Below are 23177 nucleotides of genomic sequence, written 5' to 3'. Positions count from 1 at the left end.
GCCCCTGAGCATCGACTCACCGAGCGGTGGATTGCACCCCGTGAACCTCCGAAGATGAACGACCGGAGAACGCCTCGTTTCGTGCGATCACACAACTACAGCGATTTGCAGGCGAGGAACACATCCACCCGGTCCTCGAGGGTCGACAGATCGCGTCCGGTCAGTTGCTCAACGCGTTCGATCCGGTAGCGAACGGTGTTCACGTGCAGATGCAGGTACTCCGCCGTACGGGTCCAGGAGCACGAGCAGGCGAGGAACGCCTGCAGCGTCATGAGCAGGTCGGCATGGGTACGGCGGTCGTGGTCGAGGACCGCTCCGAGGACGCGGTTGCTGTACGTACGCCGTACGTCGTCGGGAAGTGTGCCGAGGAGGAGGACGTGGGAGGCGACCTCGTCCGAGGTCACCACCGAGACCGGCGCCCGCGCCGCCCGAGCAGCCCGTTGCGCGAACCGCGCCTCCTCGAGCGCGCCGGCGAGCGCGTCGATCGACGTCTCGCCGCTGATCCCGACCGTGAGGCGGGCCCGGTTGAGACCCGGAGCGAGGCGTCCGAAGGCCCGTCGAAGCTGCTCGGGAAGCTCGGGGGTGAACGGCAGGAACGCGACGAGCAGATCGTCCCGGCCAGGGGCGACCACGGCAGGACCGACTGTGAGGGCGACGTCCTCGAGCAGGCTCAGTGCGACCTCGCCGTGCCCGTCCTCCCGCAGCTCGGTGACCGCTACGACCATCGGCCGCTCGGAGTGCGCGCCCGCCTGCCGGAGTCGCGCGGCGACCTCGGCCTGTGGCGCGCCGGACTCGACCAGCGCTAAGGCGTCGGCGACCAACGGGCGCAGTGCACGGCGGCCCTCGTCGCGGCGGGCGCGGTCCAGCGCGGCGATCGCGCTCAGCTCGTGCACGGCCTCGACATGATCGCGGGACCACGTCGTGTGGTCGCCGTCGATGACCAGCACCCACGCGGTCAGCCGGTTGCCGAACCCCGATCCGACCGGGAACAGGCTGTACGGCGAACCTCCTGCCTCCTTCGGCGCCACCGCCACGGCCGGCATCCGGTCGGCGGTCAGGAAGCGTCGCGTCACCGCGTCGACCGTCTCGGCGTCGAGCTCACTGGGACCGGGTACGACGTGGCGCCCGGTCGGGGTCAGCACACGGCAGTCGTGCCCGATCTCGGCGGAGATCCGCGCCGCGAGCTCGTCGAGACTGCGCCCGGCCGCGATCGACGACAGCAGCTGCCGCTGCCGCACCAGGCTCGCCGACAACCGCGCGCCCGTCTCGGCCGAGCCCGCCGCGGCGACGTACTCCGTCACATCCGCGAACGCGACCTCGATCGGCACCTCGACCAACGTCACGTCATGCCGCCGGCACGCTTCCAGGAGATCCGCCGGCACGTCGCCAAGCTGCGCCTTTCCCGCGAGGATCGTGGTCGCGCCGCGGCCGGCCATCGACGCCACGAACACCTCGCTGTCGGCCGCCTGGCGCCGCCAGACCAGCCCGGTCAGCACCACTTCGCCGCCGCTCAGGTACCGCCCCGGCTCCAGCAGGTCGGTGGTCACGAGCCGGCCGATCGGCCGGTCCAGCGTCCCGCCGGCCGAGTGCATCAACCGCAACCCGAGCTCCGGCGCATCGAGCAGTTCAGCCAGCAACACGACGTACCTCCGGCCCGGATCCCCTTTAGAGGAACGTACAACGCGCGCGCCCGCACACGAAGCCCTTCACCCAAACCGACCCACCCGCCCAAAGCCACTTTGTGCACCAGATCCGTGCTCCGAGCGCTCCACTGTACGGATCCGATGCACAAAGTCGGTCTCGGTGCAGGCCGGCGGGGCCGGGCGCTTGACGGGTTGTGGGGGTGAGCTTATGGTCATTTCACAAAGCAGAAGTTAAGTTCCACAATGCGGAAATTGGAGTCGGGATGAGTCACCAGCTGAAGTACACGGTGAACTGTTCTTTGCTCTTCACCGAGTTGCCTCTGCTCGAGCGGCCGGCGGCCGCTCGGCGGGCAGGGTTCAGCGCGGTGGAGTTCTGGTGGCCGTTCGTCGAGGCCGTCCCGCCGCAGCGGCAGGTCGACGCGTTCGTGAACGCGGTCACCGACGCCGGTGTGCAGCTGACCGGCTTGAACTTCTTCGCCGGTGACATGCCGGGCGGCGACCGCGGGCTGGTGTCCTGGCCGAAGCGGTCGAGCGAGTTCCGCGACAACATCGACGTCACCGTCGGCATCGGTGAGCGGCTCGGTACCCAGGGCTTCAACGCCCTGTACGGGAACCGCGTGGACGGCAGCAGCGAGCAGGAGCAGGACGACGTCGCCGTCGAGAACATTACCCTCGCCGCCAAGGCCGCCGCGCGGATCGGCGCCACCGTCCTCGTCGAGCCGGTCAGCGGCGCAGAGCGCTACCCGCTCAAGGTCGCCTCCGACGCGCTCGCCGTCATCGATCGCGTGCAGGCGGCGTACGACGTACCGAACATCGGGCTGCTCGCGGACCTGTATCACCTCGCGGTCAACGGCGACGACGTCGACCGGGTGATAGCCGAGCAGACCGAACGGGTCGCCCACGTGCAGATCGCTGACAACCCGGGCCGCAACGAGCCCGGCACCGGCACGCTCCCGCTCGACCGCCAGCTGACCGCTCTCGAGGGATGCGGCTACACCGGCTGGGTCGGGCTCGAGTACAAGCCGTCCACCACCTCAGAAGCAAGCTTCGGCTGGCTGCCGTACGAGCGCCGCTGATCCATTTAGGAGACGAATAATGACGAACATCGCCTTCATCGGCCTCGGCATCATGGGCAACCCGATGGCCGTCCACCTCGCCAACGCCGGTCACACCGTCGCCGGCCTCGACCGTACGCCGGAGCGCGCCGAGGCACTGATCGCCGCCGGCGGCCGGGCCGCGACCTCGATCGCCGACGCGGTCAAGGGCGCCGACGTGATCTGCGTGATGGTGCCGGACTCGCCCGACGTCCAAGACGTCCTCGAAGGCGAGAACGGCGTCTTCCAGAACGCCGAGACCGGCGCGCTCATCATCGACTTCTCCAGCATCCGCCCGGACGTCACGCAGCAGCTCGCCGAGCAGGCCCGCGCCATCGGCTTCCGGCTGCTCGACGCACCGGTCTCCGGTGGCGAGGCCGGTGCCAAGAACGCCGCGCTGTCGATCATGGTCGGCGGCTCGGCGGACGACTTCGCCGAGGCCAAGCCGCTGTTCGACGTGGTCGGCAAGACCGTCGTCCACGTTGGCCCGAGCGGTTCCGGCCAGACGGTCAAGGCCGCCAACCAGCTGATCGTCGCCGCGAACATCCAAGCCGTCTCCGAGGCGGTCGTCTTCCTGGAGGCGTACGGCGTCGACACCAAGGCAGCCCTCGAAGTACTGGGCGGTGGCCTCGCAGGGTCCACCGTGCTGAACCAGAAGAAGGACAACATGCTGTCGCGCTCGTTCGAGCCCGGCTTCCGGATCGACCTGCACCACAAGGACATGGGCATCGTCACCGCGGCCGCGCGCGAGGCGGGCGTCGTCGTACCGCTGGGCGCCCTGGTGGCGCAGCTGGTCGCGTCGGCCCGTGCGAACGGCGACGGTGACCTCGACCACTCCGCTCTCCTCCGCGGCGTCGAGCGTCTCTCCGGCAAGGCGGTCGTCTGATGGCCCGCATGCGCGCGGTCGATGCCGCCGTACTGATCCTGGAGAAGGAAGGGTCGACGCAGGCGTTCGGGCTGCCCGGCGCCGCGATCAACCCGTTCTACAGCGCGATCCGCGCCCACGGCGGGATCAAGCACGTGCTCGCCCGGCACGTCGAGGCCGCATCGCACATGGCCGAGGGGTACACCCGGGCCAAGGCCGGCAACATCGGCGTCTGCATCGGTACGTCGGGACCCGCGGGCACCGACATGATCACCGGGCTGTACTCCGCCTCCGCGGACTCCATCCCGATCCTGTGCATCACCGGCCAGGCGCCGGTCGCGAAGCTGCACAAGGAGGACTTCCAGGCCGTCGACATCTCCTCGATCGCCAAGCCGGTCGCGAAGTGGGCGGTGACGGTGATGGAGGCCGCGCAGGTCCCGGGCACCTTCCAGAAGGCGTTCCAGGTGATGCGCGAAGGACGTCCGGGTCCGGTGCTGATCGACCTGCCGATCGACGTACAGCTGACTGAGATCGACTTCGACATCGACACGTACGAGCCGCTGCCGGTCTCGCGTCCTGCGGCCACTCGGGCGCAGGCGGAGAAGGTGCTGTCGATGCTGGCGGAGGCCGAGCATCCGCTGATCGTGGCGGGCGGCGGCATCATCAACGCCGACGCGGCCGACCTGCTCGTCTCATTTGCGGAGATCACCGGGACTCCCGTCGTACCGACCCTGATGGGCTGGGGCGCGATCGCGGACGACCACCCGTTGAGCGCGGGCATGGTCGGTCTGCAGACGTCGCACCGGTACGGGAACGCGACGATGCTGGCCTCCGACCTGGTCCTCGGGATCGGCAACCGGTGGGCGAACCGGCATACCGGCGGACTGGATGTCTATCGGGGCTCTCGCAAGTTCATTCACGTTGACATCGAGCCGACGCAGATCGGGCGGGTGTTCGCACCGGACTACGGAGTCGTGTCGGACGCGCGGGCCGCGCTGGAGGTCTTCGTCGAGGTGGCCCGCGAATGGGGCGCTGCCGGAAGGCTGCCGGAGCGTACGGCGTGGGCCGCGGAGTGCCGCGAACGCCGTACGACGCTGCAGCGGAAGACGCACTTCGACGCGGTGCCGATCAAGCCGCAGCGCGTGTACGAGGAGATGAACCGCGCGTTCGGGCCGGACGTCCGCTACGTCAGCACGATCGGGCTGTCGCAGATCCAGGCGGCGCAGATGCTGCACGTGTACCGTCCGCGGCACTGGATCAACGCCGGCCAGGCCGGGCCGCTCGGCTGGACCGTCCCGGCCACGCTGGGGGTCGCGGTCGCGGATCCGGACAGCACGGTGGTGGCGTTGTCGGGCGACTACGACTTCCAGTTCCTGATCGAGGAGCTGGCGGTCGGGGCCCAGTTCAACATCCCGTACATCCACGTGGTGGTGAACAACTCGTACCTCGGTCTGATCCGCCAGGCGCAGCGGAACTTCGACATGGACTACTGCGTGCAGCTGTCCTTCGAGAACATCAACAGCCCCGAGGTCAACGGGTACGGCGTCGACCACGTGAAGGTCGTGGAAGGCCTTGGCTGCAAGGCGTTGCGGGTCTCCGAGCCGGACGGGATCCTGCCGGCGCTGGAGCAGGCGAAGAAGCTCATGGTCGAGCACCAGGTCCCGATCGTCGTCGAGATCATCCTCGAGCGGGTCACGAACGTCTCGATGGGCGTCGAGATCGACAACGTCATCGAGTTCGAGGACCTGGCGATCTCACCGGAGGACGCGCCCACCGCCCTCGCGTTGCTGGACTGACCAGTGCGCGTGGTTGTTGCCTCCGACAAGTTCAAGGGCACGCTGACGAGTGCTGAGGTGGCGGACGCGGTCGGCGCCGGGGTACGACGAGTCCACCCCGACACGACCGTCGTCTCCGTACCGGTGGCCGACGGCGGCGACGGCACCCTCAGCGCCGCCGTCGCGGCCGGGTACACCCACGTCCCGGTCGTTGCCTCCGGCCCCACCGGCGAGCCGGTATCGAGCGGGTACGCCAGGTTGGGCGACACCGCGGTAGTCGAGTTGGCGGACGTCTCCGGGTTGGTCCGCCTTCCCGGTGGTATCCCAGCACCCCTGACAGCCACGTCGTACGGCACCGGCGAACTGATCGCCGCAGCCCTCGACGCCGGCTGCACCCGCATCATCCTCGGAATCGGCGGGAGCGCCTCGACGGATGGTGGCCAAGGGTTGATCGACGCACTTGGTGGGCGGCTTTCCGGAAACAATTCGGCGCTCCGTGACGAAAACCTTCCGGAAAGCGGGCTGTACGTCGACACGGCAGCGCTTCGGCGTCGGTTGCACGGGGTTGAGGTGGTTGTCGCCTGTGACGTGGACAACCCGTTGACCGGCCGGCGAGGCGCCGCGACTGTGTACGGGCCGCAGAAAGGGGCGACGCCGGAGCAGATCGTCGAGTTGGACGAGCGTCTCGGGCGGTGGGCTGATGTTGTTGCCGAGGCGACCGGTGTGGACCTTCGGGACACGCCGGGGGCTGGTGCCGCTGGTGGAGTCGGGTTTGCGGCGCTAGCACTGCTAGATGCCGAACTTCGCCCGGGGATCGACCTGGTGCTGGAGATGGTCCGCTTCCGCGAACAACTCGCCGGCGCCGACCTGGTCATCACCGGCGAAGGCGCCCTCGACGAGCAGACGCTCAACGGAAAAGCCGTAGCCGGCGTCGCAGCAGCAGCCCGCACCTCGTCCACCACCCTCCCGGCCGCAGCCCCCTCAGCCACCGTCCCCGCCGCGGCCTCCTCGACCCCAATCCCGGTGGTTGCGGTGTGTGGGGTCAATCGGTTGGGGCCGGATCAGCTGCGGGCGATCGGCGTGTCGGCGGCGTATGCGCTCACCGACCTGGAACCCGACGTACGGCGGTGCATCGCGGAGCCCGAACCGCTGCTCGAACAGCTTGGCGAACGGATCGCGGTGCGGCATCTTACGATGACCCGAAGGGAAAGAGGGATCGCATGAGCGCTCTGGATCTCGTGATTCGGGCCCGTCGGGTTGTGCGGGCGGACGGGGAGGAGCCTGCCGCGGTCGGCGTGCGGGACGGCCGGATCGTCGCAATGTCGCCGTACGACGCCGAGCTCGACACCGCGACCGAGCTGCGCCTCGCGGACGATGAAGTACTGCTGCCCGGCCTCGTCGACTCCCACGTGCACGTCAACGACCCGGGCCGTACGGACTGGGAGGGCTTCACCTCCGCGACCAAGGCCGCGGCAGCAGGCGGCGTCACCACGATCATCGACATGCCGCTGAACAGCATCCCGCCGACCTGCGACGTCCCGGCGCTCACGCTCAAACGGAAGACCGCCGAGACCCAGTCGTACGTCGACGTCGGCTTCTGGGGCGGTGCGATCCCAGGCAACGTCCCCGACCTCCGCCCGCTGCACGACGCCGGCGTGTTCGGCTACAAGTGCTTCCTCCTGCACTCCGGCGTCGACGAGTTCCCACCACTCGACGCCGACCAGCTCGAGGCCGCGATGCGCGAGCTCAGCACCTTCGACGGTCTGCTGATCGTGCACGCCGAGGACGCGCACCGCATCGACGAGGCGACCGCCCCCAACGGCGCGAGCTACGAAGCGTTCCTCAACTCCCGCCCGCGCGTGGCCGAGAACGAGGCGGTCGCCCACGTCATCGATCTCGCGAAACAGACCGGCTGCCGCGTCCACATCCTGCACGTGTCGAGCGCCGACGTGCTCCCGTTGATCGCCGGCGCCCGCAATGACGGCGTACGGATCAGCGCGGAGACCTGCCCGCACTACCTGAGCTTCGCCGCCGAGGACATTCCCGACGGCGCCACGCAGTACAAGTGCTGCCCGCCGATCCGCGAGGCCGCGAACCGCGAGCTGCTCTGGGAGGGCCTGCGCGACGGCACGATCGACCAGGTCGTGTCCGACCACTCCCCGTCCACGATCGACCTGAAGCACCTCGACACCGGCGACTTCGGCACTGCCTGGGGCGGGATCGCCTCGCTGCAACTCGGCCTGCCCGCCGTCTGGACCGAGGCCCGCCGCCGCGGCTTCACCCTCTCCGACGTCGTCCGCTGGATGGCTGCCGCCCCGGCCGCACAGACCGGGCTCGCCACGAAGGGCGGGATCGAGGTCGGGTACGACGCCGACTTCTGCGTCCTCGCCCCCGACGAGACCTTCACCGTCGACGCGAAACAGCTCCAGCACAAGAACGCCATCACGCCCTACGACGGACGCACGCTGACCGGCGTCGTCCGGAGCACCTGGCTCCGCGGCGACCCCGTCGACATCGCGGCCGACCCACGCGGGCGCCTGCTGACCCGAGGAGAACGATGAGCTACTACGCGCCGAAGGGCGGACTGCCCGCGCAGACCGACCTCACCACCGACCGCGCGGTCTTCACGGAGGCGTACGCCGTCCTGCCGCGCGGCACCATGCGCGACATCGTCACCAGCCGGCTGCCGTTCTGGGACGACACCCGGCTGTGGGTGATCGCGCGTCCGCTGTCCGGGTTCGCGGAGACGTTCTCGCAGTACATCGTCGAGGTCGGACCTGGTGGCGGGAGCGACAAGCCGGAGACTGATCCGGCCGCCGAGGCCGTGCTGTTCGTTGTCTCCGGCAACCTTGTGCTGACTGTCGCGGGGGAGAAGCACACGCTGGTCGAGGGCGGGTACGCGTACCTGCCGCCGGGTGGCGACTGGACGGTGCGGAATACCAGCGACGCGGCCGTGACGTTCCACCTGGTGCGGAAGGCGTACGAGCGGATCGAGGGGATCGACGTACCGCCCGCGCTGGTCACCAACGAGGCGGACGTCAAGGGCCGGGAGATGCCCGGCACCGACGGCCGCTGGAAGACGCAGCGATTCGTGGACCCGGACGACGTACGGCATGACATGCACGTCAACATCGTGTCGTTCGAGCCGGGCGGGGTGATCCCGTTCCCGGAGACGCACGTGATGGAGCACGGCCTGTATGTGCTCGAAGGCAAGGCCGTCTACCTGCTGAACAAGGACTGGGTCGAGGTCCAGGAAGGCGACTTCATGTGGCTCCGAGCCTTCTGCCCCCAGGCCTGCTACGCCGGCGGCCCCGGCCCCTTCCGCTACCTGTTGTACAAGGACGTCAACCGCCACCCGAAACTCACGCTCTGACGATCACCGGGCGCTGGGGTTGGGGGAGGGGGTCGGTGATCAGGCGGGCGTGGCGTTCGACGTCGTAGCGGGTGCCGTCGTAGGTGAGGCGTTGGCGTTCGACGCCTTCGGCGAGGAAGCCGGCGCCGGCGGCGACCGCGCAGGAGGCCGCGTTGTTGAGGCGGTGGCCGAGTTCGAGGCGGTACAGGCCGGCGTCGTGGTGGGCCCAGCCCGCGAGCGCGCGGAGGGAGTCCCGCGCGACGCCCTGGCCGCGGACGTCGGCGAGCGTCCAGTACCAGATCCAGCCGACCCGGTGCCGGTCGATGTTCGTCACCCCCACGCACCCGATCGGATGATCGTCCGCATCCGCCACGGCGTACACGTGCCCGTTGTCCAGGTCCGCGACCCGCCCGATCCAGTCGACGGCGGACGCCCGGTCCACGATCCCGCCCTGGTTCACCATCTCCGGATCGTCATGCGCGACCACCAGCCGCAGCGCATCCCCAGTCCGCCACCGCCGGAGCCCCAGCTCCCCGAGCGCGTATCCCATCCCCCGAAAATACCCCCGCCCGGCCACGCGCAAGCCGCCGTACGGCGCGTTCAGTTCAACGCCAGCGCCACGATCCCGAGGATCGCGGCCAGCGCACCCAGAATCTCGACCAGGCGGTCGCCCACCGGGATCTTCCCGTCGTACTCCCAGTAGGTCGTGTTCTGGTCGAACGTGAACGTCACCCCACGCGCCGTCGCCAGACACCCGCCGGCCGCGACCACCCCTCCGAGGAACAGGCCCAATGGCACCGCAACAGTCGTCGGCGTCGCAGTCGTCGCCAGGACGAGCGCGACCAGACAGCCGAGCCCGGTGACGACGAGGCATCGCGTGCGGACGCGCATCACCAGCCGCAGCACCAGCACGCCGGCCGGCCAGGCGACATACGCGGCGAGCAGAACGGAACGCGGCACTAGGAGAGGATAGGGCGTATGGGATATCTGGATTTCAGGGATCAGGTTGTGGTGGTGACCGGGGCCAGTAGTGGGATCGGGGCTGCGGCGGCGGTCGGGTTCGCGGAGACCGGGGCGACGGTCGCGCTGCATTACCACCGCAACGAGGAGGGGGCGAAGCACACCGTCGGCGCGGTGCAGACGGCGGGCGGTACGGCGTCCTTGCACCAGGCGGATCTCGCCGACTCGAAGGCCGCGGACGCGTTCGTGGACGAGGTGCTCGCGCAGCACGGGCGGATCGACGTACTGGTGAACAACGCCGGCGACCTGGTCAACCGGTCCGCGATCGCCGACGTACCGGACGAGGAGTTCCACCGGATCCTGGACGTCAACCTGACCTCGGTGTTCGCGCTCTCACGGCGGATCGTCCCGGTGTTCCGGGCACAGGGCGGCGGCTCGATCATCAACGTCACGTCGATCGCCGGGCGCACCGGTGGGGCCGGCGGCTCGGTGGTCTACGCGACGTCGAAGGGCGCGGTCAGCACGTTCACCCGCGGTCTCGCCAAGGAGCTGGCGCCGGAAGGCATCCGGGTGAACGCGATCGCCCCCGGCGTGATCAAGACCCCGTTCCACGACCGCCACACCGCCGACGCCCAGATGCAGGCCATGCTCACCACGATCCCGATGGGCCGCACCGGCACCCCACACGAGTGCGTCGGCACCATCCTGTTCCTGGCCTCCGACAGCATGTCGTCGTACGTCACCGGCCAGATCATCGAGGTCAACGGCGGCCAGCTCACCCCCTGAGCTCGGGCCTGAAGACCGCGTTCCGATCCAGCGCCTCGCCGGTCGGCCGGTATCCACATTCGTCCAGTACGGCGTGCAGCCGCGCGCTCGACTCGCTGCGCTTGTCCTCCACGAGCAAGGCGCGTGGCTGCAATCGCTTCAACGTCCTGGTCGCACCGGTCAGCGCAGCGATCTCGGCTCCTTCGATGTCGAGCTTGACGAGATCCAGCCGGTCGAGGGCCTGCTCGCGCGCCCAGTCGTCCAGCCGTACGACCGGCACCTCCTGCACCACCTCACCGTCGCCCTACAGCGAACGCACACCGGCGTCGGCCTCGTCGTACCGGCTGTCCGCCTTGAGCGATGCCAACTCCCGCCGCTCGCCCAGCGCCATCGGCACAACCTCCAGCCGTACGTCGTTGCGCGCCGCGCCGGCGCCCAACTTCGCCACACTGTCAGCTGCGGGCTCGAACGCGATCACCCGCCCACCACCGAGCTCCTTCAACCGCTTCGCCGCCGCCAACGCATGGATGCCGATGTTCGCTCCCACGTCGAGTACGACGTCCCCGCGCCGCAGCTCGGTACGCAAGAACCGCCGTACCGCCGGCTCGTACCGTCCCGCGTAATACAGGATTGCCTGCAGGTTGTCCCGCAGGTCCAGCTCCAACCGCACCCCCTGCCGCCGCACCTGCACGGTCGTGGCCCAGCGCGGCGAGATCTTCACCAGCCCCGGATTCGCCCCCGCCAACCGCGCCGAGACCCGCAACGCGACCCGATGCACCCCCGCATCGGTCACCCCCTCCACCATCCCCACCGTCCGAGCAGTACGACGGGCGGCGCCGGGGCCCAGCAATCGCTCAACCGCAAAGGCCAGACCCCAGGCCGCCCGCCGTACCACTCCATCCCGGACGTCCACTCTCAGCCGTTACCCAGAAACGCCCCGCATACTCGTTTCATGGGGGATATCGACATCGAGCTACGCCGCTCCGGCTTCGTGGACTGGAACTGGGAGTTCGCCTTCGACCATTGGATCGGCATCGTGGTGCTGTTGCCCCTCGCCCTCCTTGGCAACCTCCTGACGCACCTCCTCGTGTTCCGCGGCGGCTGGACGTTGCATGTCTCGGCCGGCGATTACTACTACGCAAAAGTGCGCTACCGCTCCAAGGCTGCTGCCCAGGCTGACCTCGAGCGGCAGCGGGAGCTGGCGGCGGCTGTCCCACCGCCAGCTCCCGTCGAGCCTGTGAACCTACCTACGCGGGGCGGAAGTCTCCGCCGTCCTTGGTGATTAGCGTGACAAGGTGCGGAAGCGGTGTGCTGACAGCGGTAGGAAGATCGCTGTCAGGACCAGTGGTGCGATGAGCGCGGCGAGCCCGGCGTGGGTGCCGATCCAGGTGGCGGTGGCCGATGGGTCGGGGTTGCCGAACAGGGCACGGGATGCCGTGGCGGTGGCGGACAAAGGGTTCCACTGGGCGACCGTGCCCAGCCAGTCCGGCATCGTCGACGTCGCGACGAACGCGCTGGACAGGAACCCGACCGGCCACACCAGCACCTGCACCATCGTCACGCTCTGTGCGTTCTTCACCGTGAGACCGATGAAGATCCCGACCCACAGCAACGCGAACCGCAGCAGCAACAGCAGCCCGAACGCGGCCAGCGCCGACGGCAACCCTTCGTGCCACCGCCAACCGAGCGCCAGCCCGGTGGCGGCCAGTACGACGAGCGTCACCAGCGAGTCGAGCATGTCCGCGATACACCGCCCGAGCACGACCGCCGCCGAACTCATCGGCAACGACCGGAACCGATCCGTCACACCCTTCGAAACATCGGTCGTGACCGCGGTCATCGTGCCCTCCAGCCCGAAGAGCATCGACAACGCGAAGATCCCGGGCACGAGCAGCTCGTAGTACGACGAACCGTCCGGGAACTCCATCGCCCCACCGAGCAGCCCGCCGAACATGAGCAGCATCAGCACCGGGAAGAACCACGTGAACAGCACCAGCCCCGGCTGCATCCGCCAATGCATCAACGTCCGCCGCGCGATCGTCCAGCTGTCCACGAGCGCCCACCCAAGGCCCGTCATGCCGCAGCCCCGGTCAGATGCAGGAAGACCTCGTCCAGCGTCGGCCGCCGCAGCGTGAGGTCCTCCGGCTCAATCCTTGCCTCGTGCAACGAGTTCGCCATCGCCACCAGAGCTCTCGTCCGATCCTTCACGGGGATGCTGATACGTACGTCGGTCACCCGGACCTCCCCGTCCGCCAGCGGCCCGGCCAGCTCCACGACCCGCGGCACATCAGCCGGATCCGCGAGCACCAGATCCAACCAGTCCGACCCCAGTTGTGTCTTCAACTCGTCCGGCGTCCCCTCCGCGACAACCTTGCCCTCCTTGAGCATCGAGATCCGGTTCGCCAGCTGATCCGCCTCCTCCAGGTACTGCGTCGTCAGCAACACCGTCGTACCGCCGTCGACCAGTTGCCGTACGGCGGACCACACCTCGATCCGCCCCGCCGGGTCGAGCCCCGTCGTCGGCTCGTCCACGAACAGCACCCGAGGCGCCACGATCAGACTCGCGGCCAGATCGAGCCGCCGCCGCATCCCGCCCGAGTACTTGCCCACCGCCTGCCCCGCCGCCTCGGTCAGGCCGAACCGCTCCAGCAACTCGTCCGCCCTGCTCTTCGCGTTCCTCAGATGATTGAGCCGCCCGAACATCACCAGGTTCTGCCGCCCCGTGAGTACCTCGTCCACCGCGGCGTACTGCCCGACCAGTCCGATCCGCCGCCGCACCTCCGCACCTTGCCGTCGTACGTCGAACCCCGCGATCGTCGCCGTACCGGAATCCATCTCGAGCAGCGTGGACAGGATCCGCACCGCTGTCGTCTTGCCGGCGCCGTTCGGGCCGAGCAGGCCCGTCACCGTGCCGGCCGTGACCTCCAGGTCGAAGCCGTTCAGCCCCGCACCCTCCGTGCCGCCCCGGTAGTTCTTCCGTACGCCGGCGGCCTCGATCACTCGCTCCGTAGTCATTCCCACCTCTCCGCATGACGCAGCTCGTTGAGCCGTAGAGTGTACCGTACATTGTACGGCTCAGGTACGATGCATCCAACGACGAGCGGTGGAGGAAGGTTCCGAGTGGCAGGAAGGAAGGCGGCGGCACCCGATCCGGCGCGCAGTCTGGCGCTGCTCTGGGGGAGCCACACCAAGCCCGGCCGCTCCGGCCTCACGGTGCGCGCGATCGTCGACGCGGCGATCGCGCTCGCGGACGTCTCCGGGCTCGAGGCGCTCTCGATGCGGATGGTCGCCGAGCGGCTGAAGGTCGGCACGATGTCGCTCTACACGCATGTCCCCGGCAAGGGTGAGCTGACCGACCTGATGTTCGACCAGGTGTACGGCGACCTGTATGCGGACCTCGATGAGCCTCTGAATCAGCCCGGCGGGTGGCGCGGTGCGCTCGAGTTCATCGCCCGCCGCAACTGGGAGGTGCTGACCGCGCACCCGTGGATCCACGAGGTTCCGACCATGCGTACGGCGCTCGGCCCGAACATCACCCGCAAGTACGAGACCGAGCTACGTCCCCTGGACGACCTGGGCCTGACCGACGTCGAGATGGACTCGGCCCTGACCCTCGTCCTCACCCACGTCCAGGGCACCGCCCGCGCCGGCGCCGAACAACTCCGCACCCAACGCGACTCCGGCCTCTCGGACGAGGAGTGGTGGCGTCAGATCTCCCCGACCCTCACCACAGTCATGTCCGGCACCCACTTCCCCACAGCCGGCCGAGTAGGCACCTCGGTAGGCGAACACTTTCAGTCCGCCATGGACCCCGCCCACGCACTGACCTTCGGCCTAACCACAATCCTCGACGGTCTGGCGCAGCTGATCACCTCGCGTTCGCAGGAGTAGTCGCGAGTGCGACGACCGTCCACGGGATCTGGTAGGGCGCATCATGAGCCGGCCGCGTTTGCAGGTACTCAAGTACCCGGCGTCCGTCGTCCAGGCTGCTGAGCAGCCCGGTCCGGTCGATCTCGACCTCGAGCTTCCGACGGGCCTGTCCGGCGTACCCATGGCAATGCCAGGAGTGGAAGCTCAAGTCCGCTTCGAGCCCGACCACCTCGTAGCCGAGTATCGCGGCATCCAGCGGCCGGTTGTCGGTGCAGCCACCACATAACCGCCGATGATCAACATGTCCCGAGTATCCAGTAGCGGGCGGTGTGCACTCTGGACAGGAGATGTCGGGTCGCGGGGTAGTGCACCTGAGCGTGAACGCGTCCGCGCGTACACCGTCTCGCCGGTGCACTACCTGTCGACCTTGCACACCAAGCACCGCGGACTCAGCTGTTGAGTAAGTCCTCGAACGGGGTCGGGTTTTCGAACGGGTCCGCAGTCGTGGGTGTCTCGTGGTTGAGGGCGGCGACCAGTTCGCTTGCCGCCTGACTGATCCGAGGCCGCAGGTTCGCGGCGTTCGGGCCCCAGTCGGTGGAGGCGGCGTACACGGCTGTGGGGACCGGGAGTGCCTTGAGGTAGGCGAACAGCGGTCGTAGAGCGAACTCCAGGACCAGGGAGTGGCGTTCGGTGCCGCCGGTTGCGGCGAGGAGGACGGGCTTGCCGGCCAGGGCCTGGTCGTCGAGTACGTCGAAGAACATCTTGAACAGGCCGGAGTACGACGCGCTGAACGTCGGACTGACCACGATCAACGCGTCGGCGCCTGTCACGGTCTCGAGGACCTCGCGCAACGACGCCGACGGGAAGCCGGTGAGCAGGTTGTTGGTGAGGTCGTGGGCGTGATCGCGGACCTCGATCAGCTCGATCCGCGATCCGATCCCGCGACCGGACAACTCGTCCCGCACGGCCTCCGCCAACTGGTCGGCCAGCAGCCGGGACGACGACGGCGTCGTCAAGCCGGCCGTCACCACTGCGATGACCTTGTCGTTCATTCGATCGTCTCCAGGTCGTGGGCGCGCTCGGCCGCGGCCTTCAGGGAAGCATGTGTCGGCGCGTCCGGGACATGCGCCGGCTTCAGCGCCGCGAACTCCTTCCGCAGCACCGGAACGACCTCTTCGCCGAGGATGTCCAGCTGCTCCAGCACCGTCTTCAACGGCAGCCCGGCGTGGTCGATCAGGAACAACTGCCGCTGATAGTCACCGAAGTGCTCCCGGAACGACAGCGTCCGCTCGATCACTTCCTGCGGGCTCCCGACCGTCAGCGGCGTCTCCCGGCTGAAGTCCTCCAGCGACGGACCGTGCCCGTACACCGGCGCGTTGTCGAAGTACGGCCGGAACTCGCGCACCGCGTCCTGCGAGTTCTTCCGCATGAAGATCTGCCCGCCGAGGCCGACGATCGCCTGGTCCGCGGCGCCGTGACCGTAGTGCTCGAAGCGCTGCCGGTACAGGTCGATCATCCGCTTGGTGTGCGTGATCGGCCAGAAGATGTTGTTGTGGAAGAACCCGTCGCCGTAGTACGCCGCCTGCTCGGCGATCTCGGGCGACCGGATCGAGCCGTGCCAGACGAACGGCGGTACGTCGTCGAGCGGCCGGGGCGTCGACGTGAAGCCCTGCAGCGGCGTACGGAACTTGCCTTCCCAGTCGACGACGTCCTCGCGCCACAGCCGGCGGAGCAGTGCGTAGTTCTCGACGGCGAGCTGGATGCCGTTGCGGATGTCCTGCCCGAACCACGGGTACACCGGGCCGGTGTTGCCGCGCCCCATCATCAGGTCCACCCGGCCGTCGGCCAGGTGCTGCAGCATCGCGTAGTCCTCGGCGATCTTCACCGGGTCGTTGGTCGTGATCAGGGTCGTCGACGTGGACAGGATGATCTTCGACGTCTGCGCCGCGATGAACCCGAGCTGGGTCGTCGGCGACGACGGCACGAACGGCGGGTTGTGGTGCTCGCCCTGCGCGAAGACGTCCAGCCCGACCTCTTCGGCCTTCAGTGCGATCCGGACCATCGCCTTGATCCGCTCACCCTCGCTGACCGTGGTCCCCGTCGTCGGGTCCTCGGTCACGTCCCCAACGCTGAACACGCCGAACTGCATCCGTCCTCCTTCATACCCCAGCCGCCGGTCCACCGGCGTGCTGATAGTTAACTATTAAACTACCAGAACGCCAACCTGCCGCAACTCATTCCGGATGTGCCGAAGGCCCGCGATCAGGCGATCACGGGCCTTCGAAAGGTGCAGATCAGAGCGCATGTGGCTGCAGTAGGTCGTCGTCGCCGGTCAGGGCGGCGGCGATGCGCCGGTGCTTGCCGGCCTCTTCGCGGCGGGAGAGCCGTTCGAGGGTGCGGGCCAGCATCAGGTGCGCGTAGTACTCCGTCGGCTCGCGTTCGATGACCTCGAGGAGATGCTCCTCAGCGGGCTTCAGCAGAGCCGCGTGGTAGTACGCCCGCGCCAGCAGCAGTCGCGTCCCGACGTTGTCGGGAGTCTCCTCGACCACTGGCTTGAGCGCCCGGATCGCACCTCGGTAGTCCCGCTCCTCGAAGTACTGCTGTGCCAGTCCGTAGCTCAGTGCTCGCATGTCTTCCACAGGCCGCGCAACGCCGTACGCCGAAACCGTATTCCTGACGGATCAGGCGGCGTCGAGTACGGCGACCTGCTCGGCCGTGAGCTGCACATCGACCGCGGCGTACGAGTCGCGGATCGTCTCGGGGCGGCTGGAGCCCGGGATCGGGATCACGTGCGGCGACTTGGCGAGCATCCACGCCAGCGTCAAGCGCTGCGGCGAGATGCCCAGCTCCGCGGCCAGCGTGTGGAACGCGGGGTGCTTCGCGCCGAGGTCGCCGGCCCGGCTGATGCCGCCGAGCGGCGACCAGGGCAGGAAGGCGATGCCGAGGGAGTCACACAACTCGAGCTCCGGCTCGCTGGACCGGAACGCCGGCGAGAACTGGTTCTGCACCGAGACGAGCCGCCCGCCGAGGATCTCCTGGGCCTGCTTGATCTGCGCGGGGTTCGCGTTCGAGATGCCGGCCATCCGGATCTTGCCGGCGTCGAGCAGGTCACGGATCGCGCCGACCGAGTCCTCGTACGGCGTCTTCGGGTCGGGCCGGTGGAACTGGTACAGCCCGATCGCCTCGACGCCGAGCCGCTTCAGCGACGCCTCGGCCGCCTCCGCGAGGTACTTCGGGGACCCGTTCTGCGTCCAGCTCCCGTCGCCGGGCCGGAGGTGACCGCCCTTCGTCGCCACCAGGACGTCCGAGGTGTCACCGCCGTACGACGCCAGTGCCTTGGCGATCAGGCTCTCGTTGTGACCGTCGTCGGTCGCGGTCAGGTGGTACGCGTCGGCGGTGTCGATCAGCGTGATCCCGGCGTCCAGCGCGGCGTGGATGGTCGCGATCGAGCGGGCCTCGTCGGGCCGGCCCTCGATCGACATCGGCATCCCGCCGAGCCCGATCGCGGACACCTCGACGTCACCGATCCGGCGGGTCTTGTTCGTGTCAGCTGCCATACGTCCAACCTCCCGCGTGGCGACTGCGAATTCCAACAGGAATCGCCGCAGGGATTCAGCACTCCGAGTGGTTAATGTCGTCAAGGGCTTACAAATCGCAGAGTTATTACGTAAGAATATGGCGGAACTCGCCTCAGGAACGGAGCCCCGCCCGTGCCGTCCCGTCGTACCTTCCTCCAGTTGACAGGCCTGAGCGCTGCTTCGGTCGCGCTCGGCATCTCCGCACCGACCGCGGCCGACGCCACCCCGGCCCGCCCGATCCCGGACGGCGCGTTCGCGCTCGGCGTCGCGTCCGGCGACCCGCGCCCGGACGGCTTCGTGCTGTGGACCCGGCTCGCCCCCAACCCGCTCGCAGTCGACGGCCACGGCGGCATGCCGGCCGGCGAGGTGCCGGTGCAGTGGGAGGTGGCCGAGGACAGCCGCTTCAAGACCGTCGTACGGCGAGGGCTTGCGATCGCGTCGCCCGACCTGGCACACGCCATCCACCCGGAGGTGCGTGGTCTCCGCCCGGGCCGCGAGTACTTCTACCGCTTCCGCGTCGGCGCGCAGGTCAGTCCGATCGGTCGCACCAAGACCCTTCCGGCGTACGGCGATCAGTTCACGTTCGCGACCGCGTCCTGCCAGGCCTGGTACCACGGCTATTTCGCCGCGCATCGCGACATCGCCCGGCGCGCCCCGGATGCCGTGTTCTTCCTAGGCGACTACATCTACGAGTACGGGATCGTTGCCGGGGACAACCTTTGGCGTGCGGGTGTCACGGTCGGGCCGGAGCACGGCGTCGAGATCGAGACGCTGGAGCAGTACCGCTTGCGCTACAGCCTCTTCAAGACCGACCCCGATCTCCAGGCGGCGCACGCGGTCGCACCCTGGTTCCTGGTCTGGGACGACCACGAGGTGCAGAACAACTACGGCGCCGCCAACTCGCTGTACGGCGTACCGCCCGAGCTCTTCGTCCATCGCCGTGCCGTCGCGTATCGCGCGTACTACGAGAACGCCCCGCTCGCCCTCGGCAGCCTGCCGCAGGGTCCGGACGGCCGCATCTACCGCCGGTACGACGTCGGCTCACTGGCGAGGGTCCACCTCCTCGACACCCGCCAGTACCGCGACCCGCTACCCGTCGACGAGGCCGATCGCGTCTCCGAGAAGCGCACGATCATGGGCGCCGAGCAGGAGACCTGGCTGTACGACGGACTTCGCAGCTCTCGCGCGCCGTGGAACATCGTCGCGGGCGGCGTCGTACTCAGTGCCGTCACCGACGACCGCACCGAGCAATGGGACGGCTATCCGGCGAACCGCCGCCGTGTCCTCGAGGCGATGGGCGGAGCCGGGACGTCGGTGATGCTCACCGGCGACATCCACCGGCACGTCGCGTCGGAGCTCAAACTCGACTTCGCCGACCCCGCCTCGCGGACCGTTGGAGTCGAGCTCGTCTGCTCGTCGGTGGGCTCGAACGGCGACGGCACCGACACCGACGCGTACGCGAAGGACTGGCTGCAGCACCCGTACATGAAGCTCTACAACGCCCGTCGCGGCTACGTGCACAGCACGATGACGCGCTCCGAGCTGACCACCGAGTTCGTGAACTTCCCGTACATCCAGGCCGACGCGAACGCTCAGCCGAACGTCGTCGCCCGCTTTCGCACCCCCGTTGCCGATCCCCGCCTGGAGGCACTGTGATGCGTCGACCACCAGCAATCACCGGCCTGCACGGCGCCGGCGGCATCAGAATCGTGACGCTCGACTGGAAACCCGTCTCGTGGGCGACCGTCGTCGACCACTACGCGGTGTACGCCGACGGGACCCTGATCGGCAAGACCGTCTACCCGCACTTCGTGCACCGCGGCCTCGGCTTCACCGGCGTCACGAGGTCGTACTCGGTCGTCACGGTCGATGCCGCAGGCAACCGATCCGCGCAGTCGACGGCGGCCGCGGTCGCGAACCTGACGTCCGTCACGATCTCCGGTACGCCGATCGCGACGGTCGGAACGTTCGACGGCAAGGGCTCCGAGCTGGCACTCTCGCCGAAGGGCTACGCCCAATACCCGACCCGCTTCCCGTCGGACGTCGACTACACGTTCGGTACGTCGACCCCGGCCGTGGACTGGTCCTACCTCCTGCCCGGTCCGGCGGACAAGTGGGCCGGCACGAAGAACCACCGCGCCACGTTCCGCTTCGACCTTCCCGCCGTACCCCAACAGGATCTCGACCTCGCGCTCTGGTTGATCGACAGCCACGCCAGCCTCGCGGCCTCGGCGCTCCTGACCATCAACGGCACCGAGGCCGGCCGCCTCACCTTCGCGAACGGGGCCACCAGGGGCTCGACCATTGCCGACAGCATCTACCCGGGATCGCCGCTCAAACCGTCGTACCTGGAGCTCCCGTTGCCGAAGGCCCTCTTCCGCGCCGGGCAGAACACCCTCGAATTGTTCAAGGACCAAGGCTCCTGGATCGCCTACGACGCCCTGGGGGTGTTCGCCCGGCGTTGAGGTCAGGCCGAGTGGACGTGCGGGCGGCGGTCCTCGACGACGTACGTCGCGCGCGTGCTGATCGGAGCGCCCGGTGTGTCGACGTACGGCACGACCCGGAAGTCGTTGCGCCACTCGTGCTGGTCGATCGTGACACGCGAGTACCCGCGCTGTGAGTTGAAGAACTTCAGGTGCGGGTTCGCGGCCAGGAACTGCTGACCCTGGTCCGTCGTGTCGGCGCCGTTGCCGCCGCTGGTGATCGACGTCCCGACGAACTCGGTGCCGACCGTCGCCGAGTCCGGGTTCGCGAAGTCGCGCTTCAGTTCGAGGGCGTAGTTCTGGTGCCGGTCGCCGGTGATCACCACCAGGTTGCGGACGCCGCTGTCCTGCGCGGCCGCGAGCACCTTGTTGCGCTCGGCAACATAACCGTCCCACGGGTCCAGCCAGACGTGCGTCTCCGGGCCCGGCGTCCAGTCGGTCTGGCCCATCGGGGTCTGGTTGCCGATCACCTGCCAACGTGCCTTCGAGCGGCGGAAACCGTCCAGCAGCCAGGCGCGCTGCTTGCCGCCGAGCATCGTGTTGTCCGGGTCGAACCGGTCGTCGCAGGTGGACGAGTCGCCGTCGCCGCACGGCTGGTCGCTGCGGTACTGGCGGGTGTCGAGGATCGTGAAGTCCGCGAGCCGGCCGTACGGGAGCCGGCGGTGGTAGCGGATGTCCGGCCCGGACGGCATCTGCTCGTGCCGCACCGGCAGGTTCTCGTACATCGCCTGGAACGCCTGGGCGCGGCGGGCGCGGAAGACGGCCGGGTCCTGGTCCGGCTCGGTGTCGAGCTGGGAGAGGTCGCCGGCCCAGTTGTTCTCCACCTCGTGGTCGTCGAACGTGTGGATCCACGGGTGCGCGGCGTGCGCGGCCCGCAGCGGGGCCTCGGTCTTGTACAGCGAGTACTGCAGGCGGTACCGCGCGAGGTCGAACGTCTCGGTGTGGAACCGCGGGTCGGTGGTCACGCCGCGCTTGTTCGTCTTCACGCCGGACTCGTACAGGTAGTCGCCGAGGTGCACGACCAGGTCGAGGTCCTCGTCGGCCATGTGGTCGTACGCCGTGAAGTACCCGTCCTGCCAGGCGTTGCAGGACGCGAACGCGAACCGCAGCTCGCGCGGGTTCGCCAGCGGGTGCGGGGCGGTCCGGGTTCGGCCGGTCGGCGAGACCTCGTGACCGGTGCGGAAGCGGTAGTAGTACACGTGGTCCGGCAGCAGGCCGCGGACCTCCGGGTGGACGCTGTGCCCGAGTTCGGGGGTTGCGACGACGCTGGAGCGCCGTACGACGTGGCGGAAGTTCTCGTCGTACGCGACCTCGTACTCGACCCGGACCGGGCGCGCGGGCATGCCGCCCTTCCCGTCGACGGCGTACGGATCGGTGGCCAGACGGGTCCACAGCACAACCCCGTCGTACTGCGGATCGCCCGAGGCGACCCCGAGCGTGAACGGGTTGCCGGTGCCGGACGGGGACGCGTACGTGGTCGAGGCGTCCCAGGCCCCGGTGCCGAGCAGTACGGCGGCAGCGCCCGTACCCCCGTACCCGAGGAAGCGACGGCGGGACACGGACATGGTTCCTCCAGATGACGGGCGGGTCAGCAGCGCTGTCAGTCTTCAGTCGCCGGGTGGCGGTGGCTTGACGCGGAGGTTAACGGTCCAGTTCGGTAAATTAACGAGAGCCGACGGTAGGAGCCGGAGCTTCGCTAGGCTGGCCGGAATTGCCGACTACACGGGGAGCTGACCGATGCCGTACGAACCGTGCCGCTACGCGCGCCGGTGGCCGGACCTGTTCGACCAACTCGACGACGAGCAGAAGCAGCGGGTCAGCGACGCGCTGGCGAACAACCGCCTGGAGGGCTGGGAGCCCGGCCGGGACGACGTCGCCGATCTGATCGACCGCGAACTGGGCCGGATCGACACCGCGGAGTACATCCGCCGGACGCTGTCGAAGGTGACCGGCGGCGGACCGGCGTGACCGAGGAGGTCTCGCCGGAGGAAGCAGCGGAGGCCGCCGCGCGGAAGCAGCGCTGGGACGCGTACTTCTGGGAGCCGGGCAGCTGTCTGAAGAACAAGCTCGACATCAAGAACCCGATCGAGCTGCACTTCGCCGAGTACAGCCTGCGGGCCGTCCGGCAGGGCGAGATGGACCGCGGTGAGGTCGACATTCCGCGCACGTACGACAAGGCGCACCTGCAGGCGATCCACAAACACATGTTCCAGGACGTGTACGACTGGGCTGGGAAGTTCCGGGACGTGAACATCTCCAAGCAGGGCAACCCGTTCGTGCCGGCCGACCGCCTGGACAAGTGGACCGACAAGGTCAGTGCGAAGGTCAAGGACAAGGACTGGTCGACGATGTCGCGCGAGGAGTTCGTGCAGAGCATCGCCGAGGTCTACAGCTACCAGAACCTCACGCACCCGTTCCGCGAAGGAAACGGCGCGACCGCCAAGCAGTTCATCAGCCACGTGTCCGAGATGTCGCCGTACCGCCTCGACTTCGACCGCGTCGAGCGGGACGAGTGGAACGCGGCGTCGAGTGCGTCGTACCCGGAAGACCTTCAGAAGAGCACGGACCCGGACCCGCGGAAGATGTACGCCGTCTTCGACAAGGTGACCGTCGAACGCGGCTCCGTCCTGCGCGCCGACCCAGAGCTGGCGGCCGCTCTGCAACTCCAGAATTCGACGTACGCCGGAATCGACAAGTCGGAGCAGATCGACGTCGACGACAAACGCCCAGGCACCCATGCCGTCGAGCGCGAAGCCGAGGCGGAGGCCGAGCACCAGACCTGACCGGTGCAG

At 68.6% G+C, this 23177-nt stretch carries 24 protein-coding genes and 1 pseudogene; 14 read left to right on the top strand and 11 right to left on the bottom strand.

Annotated features, from left to right (window positions below; all coding sequences use genetic code 11):
- Nucleotides 1–95 precede the first annotated feature (95 nt).
- The gene (locus tag EV651_RS19920; protein ID WP_133786690.1) at nt 96–1640 is read right to left on the bottom strand and encodes a helix-turn-helix domain-containing protein; all 1545 of its coding nucleotides are present in this window, start codon (nt 1638–1640) and stop codon (nt 96–98) included.
- 266 nt (nt 1641–1906) lie between these two features.
- Between EV651_RS19920 and EV651_RS19915 the strand changes: the two genes are divergently transcribed.
- The 6 genes from EV651_RS19915 to EV651_RS19890 are packed head-to-tail and all read left to right on the top strand — an operon-like array spanning nt 1907 to nt 8750.
- Nucleotides 1907–2719, top strand: coding sequence for a hydroxypyruvate isomerase family protein (locus tag EV651_RS19915; protein ID WP_133786689.1), 813 nt, complete (start codon nt 1907–1909; stop codon nt 2717–2719).
- Nucleotides 2720–2738: 19 nt separating this feature from the next.
- The gene (locus tag EV651_RS19910; protein WP_133786688.1) at nt 2739–3623 is read left to right on the top strand and encodes a 2-hydroxy-3-oxopropionate reductase; all 885 of its coding nucleotides are present in this window, start codon (nt 2739–2741) and stop codon (nt 3621–3623) included.
- Nucleotides 3623–5398 carry a glyoxylate carboligase gene (gcl, locus tag EV651_RS19905; RefSeq protein ID WP_133786687.1) on the top strand — a complete coding sequence of 592 codons (1776 nt, stop codon included), beginning with the start codon at nt 3623–3625 and terminating at the stop codon, nt 5396–5398. Before EV651_RS19910 ends, gcl begins: the two co-directional genes overlap by 1 nt.
- 3 nt (nt 5399–5401) lie before the next feature.
- Nucleotides 5402–6601: a glycerate kinase gene (locus tag EV651_RS19900; RefSeq protein WP_133786686.1), complete on the top strand. Its 1200-nt coding sequence runs from the start codon at nt 5402–5404 to the stop codon at nt 6599–6601.
- Entirely contained in the window at nt 6598–7938 is a 1341-nt protein-coding gene (gene allB / locus EV651_RS19895) for an allantoinase AllB (protein ID WP_133786685.1), read from the top strand. Before EV651_RS19900 ends, allB begins: the two co-directional genes overlap by 4 nt.
- Nucleotides 7935–8750, top strand: coding sequence for a bifunctional allantoicase/(S)-ureidoglycine aminohydrolase (locus tag EV651_RS19890; RefSeq protein WP_133786684.1), 816 nt, complete (start codon nt 7935–7937; stop codon nt 8748–8750). Before allB ends, EV651_RS19890 begins: the two co-directional genes overlap by 4 nt.
- On the opposite strand, the gene EV651_RS19885 is transcribed toward EV651_RS19890, so the two are convergent.
- Together EV651_RS19885 and EV651_RS19880 are read right to left on the bottom strand one after the other, a co-directional pair.
- Nucleotides 8740–9279 (bottom strand): GNAT family N-acetyltransferase, encoded by a 540-nt coding sequence (locus tag EV651_RS19885; RefSeq protein WP_133786683.1) that lies wholly within the window; start codon nt 9277–9279, stop codon nt 8740–8742. The two genes, EV651_RS19890 and EV651_RS19885, sit on opposite strands and share 11 nt — an antisense overlap.
- Before the next feature lie 50 nt (nt 9280–9329).
- Nucleotides 9330–9689: a hypothetical protein gene (locus EV651_RS19880; RefSeq protein ID WP_133786682.1), complete on the bottom strand. Its 360-nt coding sequence runs from the start codon at nt 9687–9689 to the stop codon at nt 9330–9332.
- Between the two features lie 18 nt (nt 9690–9707).
- Here EV651_RS19880 and EV651_RS19875 point away from each other — a divergent pair, with 18 nt between their 5' ends.
- Entirely contained in the window at nt 9708–10475 is a 768-nt protein-coding gene (locus tag EV651_RS19875; protein ID WP_133786681.1) for an SDR family NAD(P)-dependent oxidoreductase, read from the top strand.
- Here the strand turns inward: EV651_RS19875 and EV651_RS19870 are convergent.
- Nucleotides 10465–11259, bottom strand: a pseudogene (locus tag EV651_RS19870) (FkbM family methyltransferase). The gene EV651_RS19875 and the pseudogene EV651_RS19870 overlap by 11 nt on opposite strands.
- Before the next feature lie 147 nt (nt 11260–11406).
- On the opposite strand from EV651_RS19870, the gene EV651_RS19865 reads away from it, so the two are divergent.
- Nucleotides 11407–11736: a hypothetical protein gene (locus EV651_RS19865; protein WP_133786680.1), complete on the top strand. Its 330-nt coding sequence runs from the start codon at nt 11407–11409 to the stop codon at nt 11734–11736.
- Here the strand turns inward: EV651_RS19865 and EV651_RS19860 are convergent, their stop codons facing one another.
- Together EV651_RS19860 and EV651_RS19855 are read right to left on the bottom strand one after the other, a co-directional pair.
- The gene (locus tag EV651_RS19860; RefSeq protein WP_133786679.1) at nt 11737–12531 is read right to left on the bottom strand and encodes an ABC transporter permease; all 795 of its coding nucleotides are present in this window, start codon (nt 12529–12531) and stop codon (nt 11737–11739) included.
- On the bottom strand, nt 12528–13469 hold the full coding sequence (locus tag EV651_RS19855; RefSeq protein ID WP_133786678.1) for an ATP-binding cassette domain-containing protein: 942 nt from the start codon (nt 13467–13469) through the stop codon (nt 12528–12530). Before EV651_RS19855 ends, EV651_RS19860 begins: the two co-directional genes overlap by 4 nt.
- Before the next feature lie 105 nt (nt 13470–13574).
- On the opposite strand from EV651_RS19855, the gene EV651_RS19850 reads away from it, so the two are divergent.
- On the top strand, nt 13575–14345 hold the full coding sequence (locus EV651_RS19850; RefSeq protein WP_202870405.1) for a TetR/AcrR family transcriptional regulator: 771 nt from the start codon (nt 13575–13577) through the stop codon (nt 14343–14345).
- Nucleotides 14346–14388: 43 nt separating this feature from the next.
- Nucleotides 14389–14610, top strand: coding sequence for a hypothetical protein (locus EV651_RS19845; protein ID WP_133786676.1), 222 nt, complete (start codon nt 14389–14391; stop codon nt 14608–14610).
- A 163-nt stretch (nt 14611–14773) separates the two neighbouring features.
- On the opposite strand, the gene EV651_RS19840 is transcribed toward EV651_RS19845, so the two are convergent.
- The 4 genes from EV651_RS19840 to EV651_RS19825 all read right to left on the bottom strand — a co-directional run bounded on the left by EV651_RS19840 (nt 14774) and on the right by EV651_RS19825 (nt 17881).
- Nucleotides 14774–15376 (bottom strand): FMN reductase, encoded by a 603-nt coding sequence (locus tag EV651_RS19840; RefSeq protein ID WP_133786675.1) that lies wholly within the window; start codon nt 15374–15376, stop codon nt 14774–14776.
- A complete protein-coding gene (locus EV651_RS19835) occupies nt 15373–16473 on the bottom strand; it encodes an LLM class flavin-dependent oxidoreductase (RefSeq protein ID WP_133786674.1) in 1101 nt (366 codons plus the stop codon). The genes EV651_RS19840 and EV651_RS19835 overlap by 4 nt, the downstream gene beginning before the upstream one ends.
- 145 nt (nt 16474–16618) lie before the next feature.
- The gene (locus tag EV651_RS19830; RefSeq protein WP_133786673.1) at nt 16619–16954 is read right to left on the bottom strand and encodes a tetratricopeptide repeat protein; all 336 of its coding nucleotides are present in this window, start codon (nt 16952–16954) and stop codon (nt 16619–16621) included.
- Between the two features lie 51 nt (nt 16955–17005).
- Nucleotides 17006–17881: an aldo/keto reductase gene (locus EV651_RS19825; protein ID WP_133786672.1), complete on the bottom strand. Its 876-nt coding sequence runs from the start codon at nt 17879–17881 to the stop codon at nt 17006–17008.
- Nucleotides 17882–18061: 180 nt separating this feature from the next.
- Between EV651_RS19825 and EV651_RS19820 the strand changes: the two genes are divergently transcribed.
- Both EV651_RS19820 and EV651_RS19815 read left to right on the top strand, forming a co-directional pair.
- Nucleotides 18062–19558: an alkaline phosphatase gene (locus EV651_RS19820; RefSeq protein ID WP_238157076.1), complete on the top strand. Its 1497-nt coding sequence runs from the start codon at nt 18062–18064 to the stop codon at nt 19556–19558.
- Nucleotides 19558–20367: a polysaccharide lyase family protein gene (locus tag EV651_RS19815; RefSeq protein WP_133786670.1), complete on the top strand. Its 810-nt coding sequence runs from the start codon at nt 19558–19560 to the stop codon at nt 20365–20367. The genes EV651_RS19820 and EV651_RS19815 overlap by 1 nt, the downstream gene beginning before the upstream one ends.
- A 2-nt stretch (nt 20368–20369) precedes the next feature.
- Here EV651_RS19815 and EV651_RS19810 read toward each other — a convergent pair whose 3' ends face one another.
- On the bottom strand, nt 20370–21950 hold the full coding sequence (locus EV651_RS19810; RefSeq protein WP_133786669.1) for an alkaline phosphatase: 1581 nt from the start codon (nt 21948–21950) through the stop codon (nt 20370–20372).
- Between the two features lie 172 nt (nt 21951–22122).
- Here EV651_RS19810 and EV651_RS19805 point away from each other — a divergent pair, with 172 nt between their 5' ends.
- Nucleotides 22123–22353, top strand: a complete 231-nt coding sequence (locus EV651_RS19805) for an antitoxin VbhA family protein (RefSeq protein ID WP_131295164.1) — start codon at nt 22123–22125, stop codon at nt 22351–22353.
- Nucleotides 22350–23168: a Fic family protein gene (locus EV651_RS19800; RefSeq protein WP_133786668.1), complete on the top strand. Its 819-nt coding sequence runs from the start codon at nt 22350–22352 to the stop codon at nt 23166–23168. The genes EV651_RS19805 and EV651_RS19800 overlap by 4 nt, the downstream gene beginning before the upstream one ends.
- Nucleotides 23169–23177: the final 9 nt, after the last annotated feature.

It is taken from the genome of Kribbella sp. VKM Ac-2571 (assembly GCF_004362255.1).
Lineage (GTDB): Bacteria > Actinomycetota > Actinomycetes > Propionibacteriales > Kribbellaceae > Kribbella > Kribbella pratensis.
Note: the sequence above shows the minus strand (reverse complement) of the source record. Positions and strands in the feature narration are given on the sequence as shown.

What these genes read in the sequence shown, in the direction of transcription:
- EV651_RS19865 (WP_133786680.1), top strand. Translation starts at nt 11,407, where the DNA reads ATGGGGGATATCGACATCGAGCTACGCCGCTCCGGCTTCGTGGACTGG.
- EV651_RS19915 (WP_133786689.1), top strand. Translation starts at nt 1,907, where the DNA reads ATGAGTCACCAGCTGAAGTACACGGTGAACTGTTCTTTGCTCTTCACC.
- EV651_RS19835 (WP_133786674.1), bottom strand. Translation starts at nt 16,473, where the DNA reads ATGCAGTTCGGCGTGTTCAGCGTTGGGGACGTGACCGAGGACCCGACG.
- EV651_RS19840 (WP_133786675.1), bottom strand. Translation starts at nt 15,376, where the DNA reads ATGAACGACAAGGTCATCGCAGTGGTGACGGCCGGCTTGACGACGCCG.
- EV651_RS19860 (WP_133786679.1), bottom strand. Translation starts at nt 12,531, where the DNA reads ATGACGGGCCTTGGGTGGGCGCTCGTGGACAGCTGGACGATCGCGCGG.
- EV651_RS19805 (WP_131295164.1), top strand. Translation starts at nt 22,123, where the DNA reads ATGCCGTACGAACCGTGCCGCTACGCGCGCCGGTGGCCGGACCTGTTC.
- EV651_RS19855 (WP_133786678.1), bottom strand. Translation starts at nt 13,469, where the DNA reads ATGACTACGGAGCGAGTGATCGAGGCCGCCGGCGTACGGAAGAACTAC.
- EV651_RS19845 (WP_133786676.1), top strand. Translation starts at nt 14,389, where the DNA reads ATGAGCCGGCCGCGTTTGCAGGTACTCAAGTACCCGGCGTCCGTCGTC.
- EV651_RS19890 (WP_133786684.1), top strand. Translation starts at nt 7,935, where the DNA reads ATGAGCTACTACGCGCCGAAGGGCGGACTGCCCGCGCAGACCGACCTC.
- EV651_RS19885 (WP_133786683.1), bottom strand. Translation starts at nt 9,279, where the DNA reads ATGGGATACGCGCTCGGGGAGCTGGGGCTCCGGCGGTGGCGGACTGGG.
- EV651_RS19875 (WP_133786681.1), top strand. Translation starts at nt 9,708, where the DNA reads ATGGGATATCTGGATTTCAGGGATCAGGTTGTGGTGGTGACCGGGGCC.
- EV651_RS19910 (WP_133786688.1), top strand. Translation starts at nt 2,739, where the DNA reads ATGACGAACATCGCCTTCATCGGCCTCGGCATCATGGGCAACCCGATG.
- EV651_RS19815 (WP_133786670.1), top strand. Translation starts at nt 19,558, where the DNA reads ATGCGTCGACCACCAGCAATCACCGGCCTGCACGGCGCCGGCGGCATC.
- EV651_RS19810 (WP_133786669.1), bottom strand. Translation starts at nt 21,950, where the DNA reads ATGTCCGTGTCCCGCCGTCGCTTCCTCGGGTACGGGGGTACGGGCGCT.
- allB (WP_133786685.1), top strand. Translation starts at nt 6,598, where the DNA reads ATGAGCGCTCTGGATCTCGTGATTCGGGCCCGTCGGGTTGTGCGGGCG.
- EV651_RS19830 (WP_133786673.1), bottom strand. Translation starts at nt 16,954, where the DNA reads ATGCGAGCACTGAGCTACGGACTGGCACAGCAGTACTTCGAGGAGCGG.
- gcl (WP_133786687.1), top strand. Translation starts at nt 3,623, where the DNA reads ATGGCCCGCATGCGCGCGGTCGATGCCGCCGTACTGATCCTGGAGAAG.
- EV651_RS19825 (WP_133786672.1), bottom strand. Translation starts at nt 17,881, where the DNA reads ATGGCAGCTGACACGAACAAGACCCGCCGGATCGGTGACGTCGAGGTG.